Origin of the sequence: Paraglaciecola chathamensis S18K6 (genome assembly GCA_000314955.1) — a bacterium.
Classification (GTDB): domain Bacteria; phylum Pseudomonadota; class Gammaproteobacteria; order Enterobacterales; family Alteromonadaceae; genus Paraglaciecola; species Paraglaciecola chathamensis.
In genome coordinates this window covers 111,400-130,154 of the sequence record BAEM01000004.1, presented here as the reverse complement: position 1 = coordinate 130,154, position 18,755 = coordinate 111,400, and the positions used below count along the sequence as shown (strand labels likewise).

Sequence of the window (18,755 nt, the reverse complement as noted above, 5' to 3'; positions counted from 1 at the left end):
AATACCATTCCACGTTAATAAGTGATGACTCAGCGAGAGTTTAAAAGGGCTTAAACAAGGCGGATGACTGCATGAATAGTTGTTCTCTTTCGAAGTCATACAACGCAGTGTAAGCCCTTTTAAAACTCGCCTGCAAGGAATGCCCCAGCGGCTTTTGCTCTGCGTTCTCACTATTTGAAAGGGAACAACCATTACTGCATAGCGACGCCTTAATCAAAAACCGCTGGACGCATTCTGAGACGGTCACTTATTAATGCGGATTGGTATAAGTAAAAAGCCCCGAAATATCTGACTATTTCGGGGTTTTTTGCAATTGACTAAGTGATGAATCGTTTTGTGTTACTAATGGTTCGAGCAATAACGCAAACAATAGCTCGTTCAATAGCTTTATTAATCACTCTAGCAATCACTTTAGCAACAACATCACTAACGATAAGGCGCTAACAACTAAAGGTTAAGTCTCGCTTACTTCTTGAGTCCTCGGCGCTTTAATAAGGCGTCAGTGGAAGGCTTGCTGCCGCGAAAATCAATGTAGTCTTGCATTAAGTCTTGGCTATTTCCCATGGACAGCACACGGCGGCGGAACTGATCGCCATTTTCACGTTTTAAACCACCTTGCTCAGTCATATAAGCAAAGGCGTCGGCTGCGAACACTTCTGTCCACAAATAGGCGTAATATCCTGCTGAGTATCCACCTGCAAATGCGTGGCTAAAATAAGCCGATTTATAGCGTGGCGGCACAGGAGCATAATCTATATCGTGTTTAGCTAACGCTTTTTGCTCAAACGCGGCGACGTCATTTATTTGTGTGCCCGCAGAAATAGAATGCCACTCCATGTCGAGCAATGCGGCAGCCAAATATTCAGTGGTATCAAAACCTTGGTTAAAATGATGAGCAGCAAGTAGCTTGCTGAGTAACGCTTTAGGGATAGCTTCACCGGTTTGGTAATGTTTCGCGTAGTGCGCAATGACCTCTGGATCGATGTCCCAGTCTTCATTGAACTGTGATGGGAACTCGACAAAGTCTCTCGCTGTCGCCGTGCCCGCTAAACTAGGGTATTTCACTTGTGAGAATAGCCCATGAGCGGCGTGGCCGAATTCGTGAAACAAAGTGGTCACTTCATCAAATGTAAGTAGGGTAGGTTGCCCTGTTGCAGGCTTAGGAATATTGAGTACGTTATACACGACCGGCTTTTGCTCAAGCAAATCGCTTTGGGTTACAAACTCGTCCATCCATGCGCCGCCACCTTTGCCTTCGCGAGCATAAGGGTCAAAATAGAATAATCCTATGCTGCTACCGTCTTCGTTGAACACTTCAAACGCTTGAACGTCTTGCTGATAAACAGGTAAATCTTTACGGGATTTAAAGGTAATACCGTAGAGTTTTTGCATCGCAAAGAACAGACCGTCATGCAATACGCGATTTAACTCGAAATACGGCTTAATAGCGCTTTCGTCAAGATCATACTTGGCTTTGCGGACTTTTTCGCTGTAAAAAGCCCAGTCCCAAGGCTGTACCTTAAAGTCTTGCCCTTCAGCGCGGATCTGCTGCTGGATTGCAGCGGCTTCGTCTTTGGCTTTGTCGACCGCTTTAGGCGCTAAATCGTCGAGTATGTCGTATACCGCCGCTGGCGTTTGAGCCATCTGGTCGGCCGTTACATAAGCCGCCCACGTTGGGTAACCTAACAATTGTGCTTTTTGGGCGCGCAACTGTGCCAGTTTAACCAGCACTGGGCCGTTGGTATCTATGGCGCGATTGGCGGACATATTCCAGACCTGCTCACGCAGATCACGGTTTTCAAGGCTGGTGAGAATCGGCTGGCGTGTGGTATTGACCAAGGTAATTAGATAACCTTCTTTACCCGCATCTTTCGCGGCACTGGCAAGCGTGGCAATTTCACCTTCCGTTAAGCCTGCAAGCTGCGATTTGTCGCTTACCAGCAATGTGTCTTGTTTAAATGATTGCAGTATATTTTGCGAAAAGTCGGTCGCTAAGCTAGATAATTGGCTATTGATGTCGCGTACCTGGGCTTTTTCAGCGTCGCTGAGTTTCGCCCCAGCGCGTAAGAATTTATTGTAATAGTAATCCACTAAGCGTTGATCAACGCTATTCATGCTCGCCTTGTTTGCTTCAATCTGCTCGATACGTGCAAAGAGTTTTGCATCTAAATAGATATTGTCTTCGTGGGCGGTGAGTTTTGGGCCTATCTTTGCTTCGATACGCTGATATTCATCGTTTGAAATAACACTCGCAAGATTGTAAAACGTTTTGCTCACGCGGGTGAGCACAGCGCCGGATTTCTCCATAGCGACAATGGTGTTATCAAATGTTGGGTTTGCTGGGTTATTGGTGATGGCCGCTATTTGTGCATCATGTTGGGTGATACTAGCTTCAAAGGCGGGTTCATAATCTTGCACACTGATCTTGTCAAATTGCGGCGCTTGGTAGGTCAAGGGGCTTTGATCAAACAGTACATTTTGAGTCGACATGGTCATGTTGGTTTTAGTTTGCTCGGTGTCAGTTTGTTGATGATTCACCACATTACTTGAACAGGCACCTAACACAAGTGTGGCGGCTACAGTAGCGGCGATAATTGATATACGCATTGAAACTCCAAAGATAGAAATATGCCAAGCCCGAAGTGGGCAAAGAAGTCGAAAATAGCAGGCATATAAGACCCGGCTACTCTAACAAGGCGCTGGTGGCGCTAACAATCCCTTCAAACCTCGTTTTGTTGGGCTTTATCGCAAATTAGTCCGTTAAATTGCGAGCAATTGTAAAAAATGTAAGCTATGTAACATTTGCTCGGCTAACCTGTTGTTATTCGTTGATTTTGCTTATTGTCCGCTAATGGAATTGTCAGCTAATCGAATTGTCTTTAAGCTGTTTGCTTTGAGCGTCCTTTTCTAGGGCCGAGTAGCTAAGGAAGCACCCCCTAACATGCCAATCCAATCACTCATGTTTGCTGTTGAAGTGACGTTGCCCATCAGTGTGTTGATTGTACTGGGGATCGTATTTAAGCGTATCCGTTGGATAAACGAGGAGTTTGCCATTATTGGCTCGCGGCTCGTGTTTAACGTTACCTTGCCGTGTTTGTTGTTCGTGAATATTGCTAAAACGGATTTAAGCGTTACTACGCCTACTGATTTGTTAGTGTTCGCTGCTATCGCTACCACGTTGACATTTATACTGTTTAATCTGTTGGCATTAAAGATTAAACAACACGATGCGCGGGGCGCATTTGCCCAAGGGGCGTGTCGAGGCAATATGGCCATTATTGGCCTGGCGTTGTCGGTTAGTGCATTTGGAGAAAGCGCTCAAGCGCTGGCGTCCATGTATTTGGCCGCAATCGTTATTTTATATAACGTGTATTCTATTTTAACCCTTTATTATCATCAGGCGGCAACGGCTTCGGCGAAGTTGATTGCCATTAGTGTGCTGCAAAATCCGTTGGCCATCGCTATTGCACTGGCCATAGTGGTAGCACTGGTGCCCATCCCGTTACCTGATTTACTGTATGAATCGGGCAGTTATTTGGCTCAAATGACTTTGCCCCTAGCGCTGTTGTGCGTGGGGGGATCTATTCGTTTGCAAGAGTTTAAAGCATCGAAGCTGCTGTATTTGGCCATTGCCAGCAAGATTGTATTTATCCCTTTGGTGGCGACCGTTATTGGCCATCTGTGTGGATTGAAAAACGAAGAACTGGGGGTTTTGTATATTATGATGGCCACACCAACCGCTGCCGCGGCTTACCCTATGGTGCGAGCGATCGGCGGTGATCATCATTTAACTGCTGCGATTATTGCCGGTAGTACCTTGCTCTCCATGTTTAGTACTACCATAGGGCTGTTTTTGCTGCATTTTTTTGGGTGGGTATAAGTCTCACAAGGTTTTTAGGTGGTTTGATGCGCTTAAGCTTGTACCGCCTTTAAAATCACCGGGGTGAGTGACTCTGGTAATGTGATTTTACCTGCTAAGGCGAAGGCATGGGCATCGTCTGACATTTTCCCCCACGTTTTACGGATGATATCGATCCATTTTTGTTCTGTGTATTCAGGGTGTTTGGCCGCAAAGTCCAGCATGTAATGCTCGATAAACACTAACCCCACCACGTCTTCGAGCAATTGAGTATCAGGGTTCGATTTAATACCGACCTTTGCCACTGCTTTTTTGGCTCGTTCGATGTCTTCTTCGCTAAAGCCCGCTTGTTCCATGATGTCCCCCACTTTATCAGCATGAAACGTGTATAAATCGCTGCGCCATTTATGATAACCCTGTCGGTCCATCGGATAATCACTACGGGGAGATTGCCAGCGCTGAATATGTTGCCCGCGAACGGCCAGTTTGACCACGTGATCGGCATCATTTCTGTAACGTTCTAACATATTGGACATGCGAAAACTGTACAGCAGTTCTTTGGGCCAATCTTTTCCTTCAGCTTGTTCAATATTGGGATCTTCGCTGTTAGCACTGTCAATTAAATTAACGGCCTTTTCGTAAGCGGCTTGGGTCATATGTTGCTCCATGGATAGAGATTAGGTGCTCTTTGGGATTTCGCTTATTTTACCTTAAAGTGCGAGGCTAATTATATGCTTAAGATGATGTTATTTGCTGTGCAATGTCTGTTCTGCTAAGAACGATATAAGGCGTATACGAAAAAGCCAAAATAACGGCGAGACGCTATTTTGGCTTTTGTGGCAATAGAACAACGCGTTTATCGCGCGGACTTTATTGCGTCATTATTGGACCTTTACACCCATGTTGTACAAAGTGAAACCAAAGATATCAGCGTACTGTTCGATTGTTTTGCTAATCGGTGTACCGGCACCATGACCAGCGTTAGTTTCAATGCGAATTAACATGGGATTAGGGCCAGTATGTTTGGCCTGTAATTCAGCTGCAAACTTAAAGGAATGCGCTGGCACTACGCGATCATCATGATCCCCTGTGGTGATAAGTGTCGCAGGGTAGTTCACCCCTTCACGTACGTTTTGCACGGGAGAGTAAGTCATCAAATAATCAAACATTTCTTTACTGTCTTGCGCTGTGCCGTAATCGTAAGCCCAGCCTGCGCCAGCGGTAAAAGTGTGATAACGCAACATGTCGAGTACACCAACCGCCGGAAGAGCCACTTTGAACAGTTCAGGTCGCTGAAGCATAGTCGCACCGACTAACAAACCACCGTTTGAGCCACCACGAATAGCCAAGTAATCTGGGCTGGTGTAGTTTTGCGCGATTAAAAACTCGGCCGCAGCAATAAAGTCATCAAACACATTTTGCTTTTGCAATTTGGTGCCCGCGTCATGCCATGCTTTTCCGTATTCACCGCCGCCACGTAAGTTTGGTACTGCATATACGCCACCTTGTTCAAGCCAAGCCGCAGTGACACTACTAAACGCCGGTTGCAAGCTGATGTTAAACCCACCGTAGCCGTAGAGCATAGTAGGGTTGCTACCATCTAGTTTCAGACCTTTTTTGTGGGTGATGATCATGGGGACTTTTGTGCCGTCTTTTGAGGTGTAAAAGACCTGCTTTGACTTGTAAGCATCACTGTCGAATTTCGCTTTCGATTTTAAGTAAACCGCTGATTCGCCGCTTTCTACATCTAAGCTAAAAATAGTGCTAGGTGTTTTATAATTAGTGAAGCTGTAGTACAAGGTTTGCTGATCTTTTTTACCGCTAAAACCACTGGCTGTGCCCACTCCCGGCAAGGTGATTTCTCGCACTAACTTGCCTGATTTGTCCAGTTGCTTAACATTTGAGATCGCATCAAGCATATAGCTAGCAAAGATGTAACCACCACCGGTTGATACATCTAGTACGTTGTTTGTTTCAGGGATAAAGTCTTGCCAGTTTTCCGGCTGAGGCTGACTCGCATCTACCGATACAACGCGCTTGTTGGGCGCAGCTAAATTAGTCACTAACAGTAACGTACTGCCATCATTATCAAGCAATTGGGTGTCTGAATCGGTATTGTCTAAAATGGTCACCAGTTCGCTATCCGGTTCATTTAAGTCTTTCAAATACAGTTTGTTACCTGACGTAGAAACCGCCGCACTGATTAATAAATAACGATTGTCCTCGGTGACGTGTCCTGAAACATAGCGATTTTTCTGCGCCTGGGTTCCGCCAAACACAAGCGTATCTTCACTTTGTTTATCTTTTAGGCTGTGAAAGTAAAGCTTGTGTTGATCCGTTTTAGCCGATAATTCACTGCCTTCTGGTTTGTCGTAGCTTGAGTAATAAAACCCTTCGTTACCTAACCATGAAATGTCACTGAATTTGAGGTCGGTTAAGGTTTCGCTCACGTTCTGCATGGTTTCAACATCAATAGTGATAGCCTTACGCCAGTCACTGCCACCTTCAGAAATCAAATAGGTGACTAAGCTGCCGTCTTTGGAAAATTCAATGCTGGCTAAAGAGGTCGTGCCGTCTTCACTGAAGGTATTTGGATCGAGAAAGACGTGTGCCTCGCCATCGTCTAGTTGGCGGTATAACACAGCTTGATTTTGCAGGCCGTCGTTTTTAAAGAAGTAAGTGTATTTACCTTCTTTAAACGGAGCGCCGACTTTTTCGTAATCAAGCAATACCTTTAAGCGCTCTTTCAGCTTGTCTCTAGAAGGAACCTGAGCTAGATAGGCTTGGGTTACCGCATTTTCAGCTTTAACCCATTGTTTGGTTTCGCTGCTCATATCGTCTTCTAACCAACGATACGGATCAGCGACTTGGGTGCCAAAGTAACTATCGGTTACATCGTCTTTTCTAGTTTTTGGATAGGAGAGGTTCATTTTTTGAAGTTGGTTACCCGTAATTGATGTACCACCTGACGGTGCTGATTGTTGATTTGATTGGTTCGCGGTTGAACAGCCCATTAATAAGGCACTTATACCCACTGCGATAAGCGTTAATTTCATTTTTATTACCCTGATTTATGTCGTTTTTATATGTTTTGATGCATCTATTATTGCGCATTCAGCAGGGATATTACCTTAGTTTTCGCTGTGATGATAAATCTCAAACTGTGACGAAAGATGTATAGGCACTGCTTATGATTGCGGATTAGATTTGATAATAATCAAACAAAACAAATGCTTATGTAAAAAATATGATGACATCACTTAACATTTAATTTACATTGTCTGCGTTCAACGAGCGAAATGAGTTGAACAGCGGCGGAATAGTCGAGGTAACAAAAGCACGATAAGAAGGCGTACTTACCTCGACGCCTTTTATGCTTCTCAGTGAACCACGGTGGGGGCTCTCTCCTTAAAAATGTCATTAAGTAATGACATCGTTCAAGCTAGGTGGAAACTAAACTATGCCAGACACTCCAGCAAACACATTTGATTTTATCATTGTGGGGGCGGGGTCTGCAGGTTGCACATTAGCCGCACGATTAACAGAGCACAAACACTGCCGCGTTTGCCTGATTGAAGCTGGTGGAAAAGACAGTAACCCTCTCATTCACATTCCCTTTGGCCTTGCCCTTTTATCCCGAGTTAAAGCGATTAACTGGAATTACAATACGCTTGCCCAAGCGCATTTGAATAATCGTGAATTGTATTGGCCCCGAGGGAAAACCTTGGGTGGGTCAAGCTCTGTGAATGCCATGTGCTACATCCGCGGCGTACCAGAAGATTACAATGATTGGGCGCAACAAGGCGCCGAGGGCTGGGATTGGGACAGTGTGTTGCCTTATTTCAAAAAGTCCGAAGGTTATCAGCGCAAAGCAGACGATTATCACGGCGTGAATGGCCCGTTGTGTGTTGATGATTTGCGTTTCGTCAACCCAATGTCACAGACGTTTGTCGATGCTGCGCGCGATGTAAACTTACCGATAAGTGCTGACTTTAATGGTGCCCAGCATGAAGGCTTGGGCATTTACCAAGTGACACATAAGGGGGGCCAACGCTGTTCAACGGCAAAGAGCTTCTTAGCATTAGCTCAAGACCGACCTAACTTTACCCTCGTTACCCATGCTTTGGTCGAAAAAGTCCTCATAGAGAACAACCGTGCTCAAGGTGTGGCAATACAGGTAAATGGCCAATCACAGATTATTCATGCAGAAAAAGAAGTGATCCTGAGTGCAGGAGCAATTAATTCGCCGCAGCTTCTTATGCTTTCAGGTGTTGGCCCGCAACAACATTTAGCTGAGCACGGCATTGAGATGAAGCAGAATGTGGCGGGTGTCGGCCAAAATTTACAAGATCACCTTGATGCCATAGTGCAATATCGCTGTAAAACAAAAGAGAGCTATGCTGTGGCGCTAGCAAAATTGCCTCGATATGTGCAAGCGGCGCTGCGTTATTGGCGCAAACGTAACGACATTTTATCGTCAAACATTGCTGAGGCTGGTGGCTTTGTCAGAAGTGACTTCGCAGCAGACGTTCCAGATATTCAGTTTCATTTTTTGCCAGCCATTTTGCAGGATCACGGGCGTCAAACAGCGTTAGGTTACGGTTTCGGTTTGCATATTTGTAATCTGTATCCAAAAAGCCGCGGCACGATTACGCTCGCATCCGCCGACCCTGCACAACCTGCTATTATCGACCCACAGTATTTATCGCACCCTGACGATCAAAAAGTCATGATTGATGGTATTCGCAAGGGGCGCGCAATTTTGCAATCGCAAGGCTTTGCTCAGTATCAAGGGGAAGAGGTACTTCCCGGTAAAGATATAAACAGTGACGAAGCGCTTTTGGCATTTATTAAGCAACATGCAGAAACCATTTATCATCCCGTTGGCACTTGTAAGATGGGCGCTGATAACGATGATATGGCCGTCGTGGATGAAAAGTTAAATGTGCGGGGTGTGATGGGCCTAAGGGTCGCAGATGCGTCGGTTTTTCCTCGTTTAGTGGGGGGCAATACCAATGCACCAACAATCATGGTCGCAGAGCGTGCTGCTGATTTTATTCACCAGCAATATCATTTGGCTTAATACTGATTCCATTAAGTAATGGAGTAGGTATAACGTGCGTTTTTAGCGTTTGGACGAAAGGAGTATTTCATTGAGTTGCAAACGCTTAATTCGCATTTTTTCTTCTATTTTGGGCAATAGGTGGGCGTGTTTTTTATTTATCGTGTGATATAAGAATATGCTGCGTAGCTTTACATAGTGCATACCCGGTGGGACTAATTGCCGCTCATCTATCATAAAGGTCGCATAATCGGCGCGCTTTGTACGCAGCATATCGACGGTGTTTATGATTATCTCTTTTTTAATCACTCTAGTTTGAATGTCAAAATCCTCTAAGTACATAAGAGAACGCTCGTTTGTAAGTAAAAGCTTTTCTTTATTACTCAGTACGTTACGGTTGCATTCAACGCCACTTCTGCACAGTAAAACGAGGGTCGCGCGAACCAGTTCAGGTTTTATTAGCATCACGTTTTCAAAGCGAGCGGCAACACGTCCTAGTCGATGAGCATCAGCATCAACTTTTCCTTCGTTCACTAGCTGCAAACCTCTAAGAGCGGGCGCTGGGACCTTATGTACAGCAAAACCAAGCTCGGTATATATCCCGCTTAACACATCTAAATAAGGCTTGGCACCCGGATAATCTACGAAGGTTATGAGGAATTGTTTGCTAAATGAATCAGTTGGTTCTAACGTGCCTTGCTCATTGTTTCTTACAGGTTGAGCAAGCGCATAGAAGCTGGCTAATGCCTGAGAAAAGCTCAGAGACAGTATCAGAAGTAGTGTTTGTAACGGTTTACCATTCATATTATCGACGCTAAATAGTGTGTACTTAATTCAAAACAGTGATTGCAATCACAGCCACGGACGTCCCAAACTCTTGTTACTTCAGGTCAGTTAACGTTCTTACGCGCGACACTTACATTCAGATCTCAAGTTTGAGTACAAATTATGTTTTAAAGTTCTCACTTTTCAGGGGTAGTATGGTTCAATTTTACGGATAACCAAAGGTTCGGTCTCGTATTCGTGCGCAGCTTGCTTTCAATTTTAGGCAAGAGACAAACAAGCTTGCTATTGCTATTGCTATTGCTATTGCTATGTTGATGCACGCTGTGGGTCATTGTGTTGCAAATGCGAAAAATGTCATTTGTTGCATGCGTGCATAATGCGAGCTTAATGCCTGCATCATATCTCTGTTACAAGGCAGGTTAAGCGCATGATTTCATTATTTGTGCTGTCCTGTGACTTTATGTTTTTCTCGTTCGTCTATTAAACTCATTCAACCAAAGAAGAAAAAATAATGAAAATTGCCATTTTATCTCGTAACAAGAAGCTGTACTCCACCCGTCGTCTGCAAGAAGCAGCAATTGCCCGCGGGCATGAGGTCGATATCATAGATACGTTGCATTGTTATATGGATATTTCTAGCAACAAACCCTCGGTGCGTTTCAAAGGTGAACCTTTGCCTAAATACGATGCGATCATTCCACGTATTGGCGCATCTGTGACGTTTTACGGTACGGCCGTGGTGCGCCAGTTTGAAATGATGGGTAGCTTCAGTGTCAACGAATCAGTTGCCATTAGTCGTTCACGGGATAAGTTGCGCTCAATGCAATTACTTTCACGCAAAGGAATTGGCTTGCCGCGCACTGGCTTTGCCCATAGCCCAGATAACATCAAAGATTTGATTGCTAATGTGGGCGGTGCGCCAGTGGTGATTAAATTGCTTGAAGGCACGCAAGGCATTGGAGTGGTGTTAGCTGATACCAACAAAGCAGCAGAAAGTATCGTTGAAGCCTTTATGGGCATTAAAGCCAACATCTTAGTGCAGGAATACATTAAAGAAGCGGGCGGGGCAGATATTCGTTGCTTCGTAGTAGGCGGTAAAGTCGTGGCAGCCATGAAGCGTCAAGGCGCTCCGGGAGAGTTTCGCTCGAATTTACATCGCGGGGGCAGCGCAACCTTAGTTAAGTTGACCGCTGTTGAGCGCGCAACCGCAGTGGCTGCTGCTGGTGCAATGGGATTAAACGTATGTGGTGTTGATTTATTGCGCTCGAGTCATGGTCCGGTCGTCATGGAAGTGAACTCATCCCCTGGACTTGAGGGGATTGAAGCGGCGACCTCAAAGGATGTGGCGAATATGATCATTGAGTTTATCGAGAACAAAAAAGCGAAGCCACATAGCACGAAAACACGAGGTAATGGTTAATCATGGTAAAAGCAGCTCCGCTAAAAATAGGCGATCATGTTATTGAGCCGGGTACGCGCACTAAGTTGCAGCTCTCTGCTGCACGCTTGTACACAGATACCGACATGTCTATTCCGGTTGAAGTCATACGTGCTAAAAAGGAAGGGCCTACGGTTTTTATCAGCGCCGCCATCCACGGTGATGAGTTAAACGGTATTGAGATTGTACGGCGCGTGCTAGATTCACCCTCGTTTAAGTTAATTGCAGGCACTGTGATTGCAGTGCCTATGGTTAATGTATATGGCATGTTGATGCAAAGCCGCTATATGCCTGATCGTCGTGATTTGAATCGCTCGTTTCCTGGTTCACCCAATGGTTCATTAACCTCACGTTTAGCGCATATGTTTTTATCTGAAATCGTCTCTAAATGCGACTATGGAATTGATTTGCACACCGGCGCAATTCATCGCAGCAACCTGCCGCAAATCAGAGCGAATCTAAAGGATCCTAAAACCGCTGAATTGGCTCACGCCTTTGGGGTGCCTGTACTGCTTAACTCAGACTTACGTGATGGTTCACTTCGTCAAGCAGCGGATGAATCAGGTACCAAAATTCTGCTATATGAAGCAGGTGAAGCGTTACGCTTCGATGAATTGTCGATTCGTGCCGGTGTGAAAGGCATCTTTAATGTACTGGCGTCGTTAGGTGTGGTGTCGAAGCGTCGTCGTTCACTGCCAAAAATTGAACCCTTGGTGGCATATAAAAGTTCTTGGTTGCGCGCCCCAGAAAGCGGCATAGTGCGGGATCGTAAAAGCTTAGGTGATTATGTAAAACGAGGTGATGTGTTGGCTGACGTTTGCAGTCCTACAGGCACATACAGCGAACCATTGTTGGCAAACCGTTCCGGTATCATTATTGGTAAGCAGAATATCCCGCTGGTACAAGAAGGAGATGCAATGTTCCATATCGCCTTGTTTGACGATCCAAAAGACGTGGTGGATAACATGGATCAGTTACAGGAAAACCTGATGCCGGATATCGACCCTCAAGGTATGGTGGTTTAGTTAGGCTAAGCCGCGCTAAGTTAAACCAAGCTAAGCTAAGCCACGTAACGAACGTGAGTAGGGTAAAAACGTCACAACTGTGGCGTTTTTTTATGTTCAATAATTACGATGAAATACCGATCCCCCGTTAATAAGTTATCACTTACTAAAGTGGAATGGTTCAAGAGGAATGAACCAAATGGAAGTGCCTGATCTTTAGTCAAAATTATCCAGAAAAGGCCATAGAGCCAACTTTAGATAACTTTACATTCCCTTTACAGTATTTAGCGCAAATAAGTGATTTAATCCGTTCATATTCCAAGCATTTTAATTAGATTATTAGACAGTAGATTATGAACAAGACAAAGTTAACGAAGGGATTGGTTTTCGTGGTCGTCGTCGCGGTAGCATTGTGGTGGTTTATGCGGCCTTCACAATCTGACGAGCACATTGTGTATCACACTCAACCCCTTTCCTTAGGTAAAATTGAAAGTACGGTTAACTCATCAGGTACGATTTCGCCTGTGGTCACCGTGCTAGTGGGCTCAGAATTATCTGGCCTAATCTCTCAGTTAAATGCGGATTTTAATGACGAAGTGCGCAGTGGGCAGGTCATCGCGCGCATCGATGATCGTACTATTTTATCTAGGTTGCGCCAAAGTGAAGCTGATTTAGCGTCATCCAAAGCCTCCCTTACCCAGTTAAAAGCAGCGCTTAAAAAAGCGCAGACCGAAGCGACTCTTGCCCAACGCGAATTTAATCGTACAAAAGAGTTAAGAAATAAAAACCTAGTCAGCGCATCTGAATTAGATATTAGTGAAACCAGTCATGAATTAGCCAAGGTAGCAATTGAAACTGCCAAAGCGGCTATTTTGGTAGGAGAGGCACAAGTTGAGCAATCTCAATCCAGTCTTGAGCAAACAAAGCTTGATTTAGACCGAACCTATATCCGCTCACCCGTGGACGGTGTTGTTATCGATCGCCAAGTTGATACTGGGCAAACGGTGTCTGCGAGCTTATCTGCCCCAACGCTGTTTTCGATCGCTCAGGACTTAGTGAAAATGCAAATTGAAGCTGACGTAGATGAAGCGGATATTGGACGCATAGCAAAAGATCAAAAGGTCAACTTTACCGTTGATGCATTCCCTGAACGTCAGTTCCGCGGTGTCGTTAGTCAAGTCAGAAAAGCGGCAACCGTGACCAATAATGTGGTGACCTACAAGGTGATTATTAGCGTGCAAAATGAGCAACTGCTGTTATTACCCGGCATGACCGCCAACGTTGACGTGGTCTTAGGTGAGCGTGAAAACGTGCTGCGTGTGCCAAATTCAGCATTACGTTTTACGCCAGAGGGGGCAACGTCTAGCGCTACTTCTGCTAGAAGCTGGCCTGGGGATCGCGTAGCCCAGTTAACGGAACAACTAGGGTTAAGTGATTTACAGCAGGAACAGGTGGAAAAAGTCATGCAAGGTATGCGTGAAGCCATGCAAGCTGCGCGTGAATCATCGCCTCGCGGCCCAGGGGGACCGGGCGGTTCACCAAATGACGCAATGAAGAAAATTCGTAGCAAGATGAATATCGAGTTGCAGAGTATTTTAACCCCAGAGCAAATGGACACATTTAAAGCGTCTGGTCAGTCTAGAGGTGCTAAACGTAGATCGGGTGACAATGATTATCAGCCTGGCTCTGTGTGGGTATTACGCGATGGGCAGCCAGTTAAAGTGGAAGTTGGCATTGGTATCGCCGATCTTGAATACAGCGAAATTCGCGCTAGAGAATTAAAAGAGGGTGACAAGGTCATAGTGCGTGCTCAGAAGGTAGCCGAATAATGACCCAGCCTTTGTTAAAAGTACGGCAAGCGAAAAAAGTTTACGCCATGGGCGATGAACAAGTCTGGGCGCTTAAAGGCGTTGATCTCGATATTCAGCAAGGCGAATTTGTGGCAATTATGGGCAGCTCTGGCTCAGGTAAGTCCACCATGATGAACCTATTGGGCTGTTTAGATATAGCCAGTGAAGGCAGCATCGCATTTGCTGGGCAGGAATTATCTTCATTGACTAAGAATGAGTTAGCAAGTGTACGCAATCAGCGTATCGGTTTTGTGTTCCAACAATTTAATTTGTTACCACGAACCAGCGCTTTAGGTAATGTCACCTTACCGCTTTTATATAGCAATGTGCCTGAGTCTGACTGGGCAAGCCGGGCCAAACAATGTTTAGAAAATGTTGGGCTTGGATCACGTATGGATCATCACCCTGGTCAGTTATCCGGCGGGCAGCAGCAGCGCGTGGCGATCGCCAGAGCCCTCATCAACGACCCGTTAATGATATTGGCAGATGAGCCAACAGGCGCTTTAGATACTCAAACTGGTTTAGAAGTTATGGCCCTGTTTCAACAGCTTAATCAGCAAGGCAAAACGATTATTTTGGTTACTCACGAACCGGATATCGCGCAATTTGCCAAGCGTAAATTGACCTTTCGTGACGGCGAGCTAATCAATGATGAGCGCAATAACAATGTGCGTCAGGCGGCATTAGAGAACACTTTATGAAGATTGTCATTTTACTTAAAACCGCCATTACCGCGCTGAAAGTCAATGTGCTACGTAGCTGTTTGACCATGCTTGGGATCATAATTGGCGTGGCAGCCGTGATTATTATGGTCGCTATGGGGGCGGGTGCTCAGCAAAAAGTAGACGAACAAATTAAATCACTTGGCGGTAATGTGTTTTTTGTGACGGGCGCATTTAGACAAAGTGGTGGGGCACGCTCAGCATCGGTCGTGAAAATTAACGAAGACGACGCTAATTTAATTGAAAAGCAAGTACCAGGGGTAGAAGCAGCTGCACCTTATTTATCCTCAGCAGGCCAGGTTATTTACGGAAATTTAAATTGGTCTACTGAGATCGATGGTATCGATAACCGCTATTTTGTGGTGCGTGACTGGGACTTGGCCAGTGGGCGTGAGTTCACCAGTGCTGAAATTAATCGCGGCAGCAAGGTGGCAATCATTGGCGAGCGCTTGCGTGTCGAGTTATTTGGCGCTAGCGACCCTATTGGCCAAACAATACGGGTAACTAATTTTAATGCCACCATTATTGGGGTGTTGGCCGCAAAAGGACAAGACTCCAGAGGCGAAGATCAAGACGATGTGATTTTTCTGCCAATTAAAACCGTACGCAATAAAATTACCGGTGTGAGTTCAACAAACCCTAAATCGGTGCGTTTTATTCAAGTCAGTGCCTATGATGGTGAAGACATGGATTATATCGAAGATGAAATGTCGCGCCTATTACGCCAGCGTATGCGTATCCCGGTTGGCGGCGATGATATGTTTCGCATTCGCAATGTGTCAGAAATGATCGCCACACGGGCTGAAACGATACAGGTATTCAATACCTTACTCGCTTGGGTTGCTTCTGTCAGCTTAGTGGTCGGCGGTATTGGCATTATGAATATTATGTTGGTCTCGGTCACTGAGCGCACCCGGGAAATCGGACTGCGTATGGCGGTGGGGGCAAAGCCGTCAGACATTCTGTATCAATTTCTAATCGAATCTATTGTGCTGTGTGGGTTAGGTGGCTTCATTGGCGTGGTGATTGCCTACGGTTTCGTGTTTATGGGGAATCAATATGGCATCGGAGCCGGAGGGATCATCGAAACTCAGGTGGTACTGTTAAGCTTGGGCTTTTCGGGTCTGATTGGGGTGTTTTTTGGCTATTACCCTGCGCTAAAAGCATCACGATTAGCACCTATCGACGCTCTGCGTTACGAATAGCGCTAGCGATAAAAAAGCCCAGAGCAACCAGCCTTGGGCTCACCTTGCATACACCCTTCAACGTGGCTTACTTATACAAATGAGCCTGCTGTCTCATCATAATGCATCTTTTTTAATTCAATTAATTTTGAACATGCCACGCATATCTGCATTACAAACAAAACATTAAGCGCCTATGGTTTACTTTTAAGTGTGTTAACAGTCTGATTTAGGTGTAATTATTTCAACGTGATCAGTCTGAGTTACCGAGTCGCGCCTCTTTGTATGTTGTGTACTTTAACCTCAACAGCCTTCAAAGGCTGATGGTTGCTCACCTTCACTGATATTCCTTATTTGGTATGGTTTCTGCTAATTCCCGCAAAGAACAACATAACGATCGAGAAGACGAGCACATAAAAATCCCCGCTCTGAACAATTCACGGTCCTATCTTTTATCAATAAAAAATAATGAAATGACGCGCGAGGGTTTACCTGTGGTAGTGACGGAATTAACAATAGGTGTATTTTTACTTTTAGTGGCTTCTTTATTAGTCGTACAAGGCAGCCGACTCCAGCTGGTTCAAAAGGGCAATACTAGAATAAGCAAAGAGCGATTGAATAACCGCGGTAGAATAATGATGGTATCTGGCATGGTGTTAATTATTGTCAAAGTGTATGAATTAGCACAATTCTTTTATCATTGATGCCAGCGTAAAATGTTTTATCACGTTAGAAAGTGCGATCTGTTCTTTGATCTACTTCAAACCCGCTTCAGAAGTGAAGATAAATGCGGGCGCCCAACCCGCAAGGTTTTATTCACTTAGCGTAGCGAAGTTCGAATACCTCATCTTTTACCAAATCTAAAAACACCGATCTGGCCATTGCGCTTCACGTATCACTGTTTTTATAGACAGTTAAGGACTTATTTCCGCTTAACAGCAAGATCTTGGCTTATTCCGTGTTTCCGAAAGTGAAAACCATAAAACAGGAAAAAATTTAACCTGTACAATAAGTTACCGTGTATGCTAAAAAAGACAAATGGAGAAAAGCGGAAAGTTTTCGTGATAAATACGCGGATGCAATCATGGAAAACTTCCGGATATTAATATTGTTATATTTACAAAGAGGTTTTGTGCAATTATTTAATATTAGCCGCATAAATACAGATTTTGGGATCTTTCGCGTTTCAGGTGATTGGTGCTTTAAAAAACCTGAAGTTGAAAGCATAAGCCTTAAATCAATCGAAGTTATGGGAACTGATGGTTGGGTTTTATTAAATAAAACTAGCGAAAGCAATTCTCAATTAATTAATAATTTACTGCCACTGTTATTGTCTCATTTACTATTAAAAAATAATGCAGTGTAAACGTAAATATAATAAGTTTATTAAACATCATTATTTCTAACAAAGACAGCCATCTTTAGAATCGTGTAACATTATTTCTAACAAAGACAGCCATCTTTAGAATCGTGTAAAAAACTCTCCTGCTTAGGGAAAAATACCCATCAATAAGCGCCAAAGTACTTTTGAGCTAAACGATTGGGGATTTTTACTGGAATATTAAGCGTTGAGGGAGAAAACGGCGCAAAAGGTCAATTTTCAGACAAACGCCCACGTTACAAGAGATGCATTAGATGTGTTAGTTGCAATGTCTTATGCGCGTTTTAACAACGCTTTCGCTTTGGTTATTCCTCGAAGCCGTTGATGATGGGTGTGGCGTTTGAACGCATTCATCATTTGCTCAGCCCCTGCTGCATAGCAAAAGTGTTTTTCGAACTCAGTGGTTAAGGTTAACCATTGAGCACTATCTAGCCCTAGTCGTTCTAAAATCGGGCTTTTTGAATTATCGATATGACCAGCCTTATCATCACGAATACAGCGGCCTGTTGTATCTACCAGCTCACAATAGTCTTTCAGTGAGTAGGGGATACCTTTGGGCATATTCTCACGAGGATTGCCCACAAAGTGTATTAAAACGCTCGGTTGAGGTTTTTGGTTTTTAGCGGCGTGAATGCGTTTTTTGATACTGGTGTGCTTTGACGTTTCTGGTGTTTTTTCCATTTTTGCACGAATGGGATTCAAGTCCACATAGGCCATACAAGCTAGTACGGCACTTTCATCCAACAAAGCTTGAGATTTAAACCTTCCTTCCCAGAAACGACCAGTGCAACCGTCTTCTTTATTGGCTTCGCGAGCAATATACTCATTCAAGTCACGCATAAACCAGCTTATGTCGTACAAACGTTGCCGATAGGTTTCAACGGTTTCATCAAAGGTGATTACCTCTCCTTGGCTCAGCGTATCGCCATTCATGAATTTCTGAGTCAGCAATGTGCCTCTGTGCATCTTGTGATAGCGCCTCAACACTTCATCGCTATCCCAATTATCAGCCAAGGCTTTATCCACACAAAGCACCACGTGCGTGTGATTATTCATAACCGCATAAGCACAAATGTCGATGGCGAATATCGTAGCCAAGAACAACAAACGGTCTTCTACCCAGCCTCGGCGGTGCTCGTAACTTTGCCCAGAGTGCTTATCAGTGCCACATAAATATGATTGACGGACACACCGGGAAACGCAATGGTAATAAGGGGTATCGATTAAACTAATTTGGCTTTTTCGCGGTTGAGGCATAGTCCATCTACCTGACAGAATGAAACACAAATTAAGTGTAGTTCAGCCCTGAAAATTGACCATTTTTAACATGGGTGTCTTTATATCGCTTTTGCCATCCAGCAAAGGTTGGGTGCCAATCATCAGAGAAGAAGGAGGTTTGGCATGTAGATTAGGGCATTGTTTTTTAAGCAAATCGTGTAAGATAGAAATATCACACATGGTGTTGTTAT

13 protein-coding genes are annotated in these 18,755 nt (G+C 44.6%); 8 read left to right on the top strand and 5 right to left on the bottom strand.

Annotation, left to right across the window (positions count from 1 at the left end):
* Nucleotides 1-465: 465 nt before the first annotated feature.
* Nucleotides 466-2,607: a M3 family metallopeptidase gene (locus tag GCHA_RS01265; RefSeq protein ID WP_007984188.1), complete on the bottom strand. Its 2,142-nt coding sequence runs from the start codon at nucleotides 2,605-2,607 to the stop codon at nucleotides 466-468.
* A gap of 334 nt (nucleotides 2,608-2,941) precedes the next feature.
* On the opposite strand from GCHA_RS01265, the gene GCHA_RS01260 reads away from it, so the two are divergent.
* Nucleotides 2,942-3,880 (top strand): AEC family transporter, encoded by a 939-nt coding sequence (locus GCHA_RS01260; protein WP_007984186.1) that lies wholly within the window; start codon nucleotides 2,942-2,944, stop codon nucleotides 3,878-3,880.
* Nucleotides 3,881-3,912: 32 nt separating this feature from the next.
* Here GCHA_RS01260 and GCHA_RS01255 read toward each other — a convergent pair whose 3' ends face one another.
* Both GCHA_RS01255 and GCHA_RS01250 read right to left on the bottom strand, forming a co-directional pair.
* Complete coding sequence (locus GCHA_RS01255) at nucleotides 3,913-4,515, bottom strand: DUF4202 domain-containing protein (protein ID WP_007984185.1); 603 nt, start codon at nucleotides 4,513-4,515, stop codon at nucleotides 3,913-3,915.
* A gap of 225 nt (nucleotides 4,516-4,740) precedes the next feature.
* On the bottom strand, nucleotides 4,741-6,915 hold the full coding sequence (locus GCHA_RS01250; RefSeq protein WP_007984184.1) for a prolyl oligopeptidase family serine peptidase: 2,175 nt from the start codon (nucleotides 6,913-6,915) through the stop codon (nucleotides 4,741-4,743).
* Between the two features lie 404 nt (nucleotides 6,916-7,319).
* On the opposite strand from GCHA_RS01250, the gene GCHA_RS01245 reads away from it, so the two are divergent.
* Nucleotides 7,320-8,942, top strand: a complete 1,623-nt coding sequence (locus GCHA_RS01245; RefSeq protein ID WP_007984183.1) for a GMC family oxidoreductase — start codon at nucleotides 7,320-7,322, stop codon at nucleotides 8,940-8,942.
* A 42-nt stretch (nucleotides 8,943-8,984) separates the two neighbouring features.
* Here GCHA_RS01245 and GCHA_RS01240 read toward each other — a convergent pair whose 3' ends face one another.
* Nucleotides 8,985-9,725, bottom strand: a complete 741-nt coding sequence (locus tag GCHA_RS01240) for a hypothetical protein (RefSeq protein ID WP_007984182.1) — start codon at nucleotides 9,723-9,725, stop codon at nucleotides 8,985-8,987.
* Between the two features lie 493 nt (nucleotides 9,726-10,218).
* Here GCHA_RS01240 and rimK point away from each other — a divergent pair, with 493 nt between their 5' ends.
* From rimK to GCHA_RS01205, 6 genes are all read left to right on the top strand, one after another.
* Nucleotides 10,219-11,127: a 30S ribosomal protein S6--L-glutamate ligase gene (gene rimK, locus GCHA_RS01235; protein ID WP_007984180.1), complete on the top strand. Its 909-nt coding sequence runs from the start codon at nucleotides 10,219-10,221 to the stop codon at nucleotides 11,125-11,127.
* A 2-nt stretch (nucleotides 11,128-11,129) separates the two neighbouring features.
* Entirely contained in the window at nucleotides 11,130-12,170 is a 1,041-nt protein-coding gene (locus tag GCHA_RS01230) for a succinylglutamate desuccinylase/aspartoacylase family protein (RefSeq protein ID WP_007984178.1), read from the top strand.
* 332 nt (nucleotides 12,171-12,502) lie between these two features.
* A complete protein-coding gene (locus GCHA_RS01225; protein ID WP_039991918.1) occupies nucleotides 12,503-13,978 on the top strand; it encodes an efflux RND transporter periplasmic adaptor subunit in 1,476 nt (491 codons plus the stop codon).
* Entirely contained in the window at nucleotides 13,978-14,700 is a 723-nt protein-coding gene (locus GCHA_RS01220) for an ABC transporter ATP-binding protein (protein ID WP_007984174.1), read from the top strand. The genes GCHA_RS01225 and GCHA_RS01220 overlap by 1 nt, the downstream gene beginning before the upstream one ends.
* Nucleotides 14,697-15,926 carry an ABC transporter permease gene (locus GCHA_RS01215; protein ID WP_007984173.1) on the top strand — a complete coding sequence of 410 codons (1,230 nt, stop codon included), beginning with the start codon at nucleotides 14,697-14,699 and terminating at the stop codon, nucleotides 15,924-15,926. Before GCHA_RS01220 ends, GCHA_RS01215 begins: the two co-directional genes overlap by 4 nt.
* 1,111 nt (nucleotides 15,927-17,037) lie before the next feature.
* Entirely contained in the window at nucleotides 17,038-17,271 is a 234-nt protein-coding gene (locus GCHA_RS01205) for a hypothetical protein (RefSeq protein WP_007984169.1), read from the top strand.
* A gap of 288 nt (nucleotides 17,272-17,559) precedes the next feature.
* Here GCHA_RS01205 and GCHA_RS01200 read toward each other — a convergent pair whose 3' ends face one another.
* On the bottom strand, nucleotides 17,560-18,543 hold the full coding sequence (locus GCHA_RS01200; RefSeq protein WP_007984166.1) for a hypothetical protein: 984 nt from the start codon (nucleotides 18,541-18,543) through the stop codon (nucleotides 17,560-17,562).
* Nucleotides 18,544-18,755 lie beyond the last annotated feature (212 nt).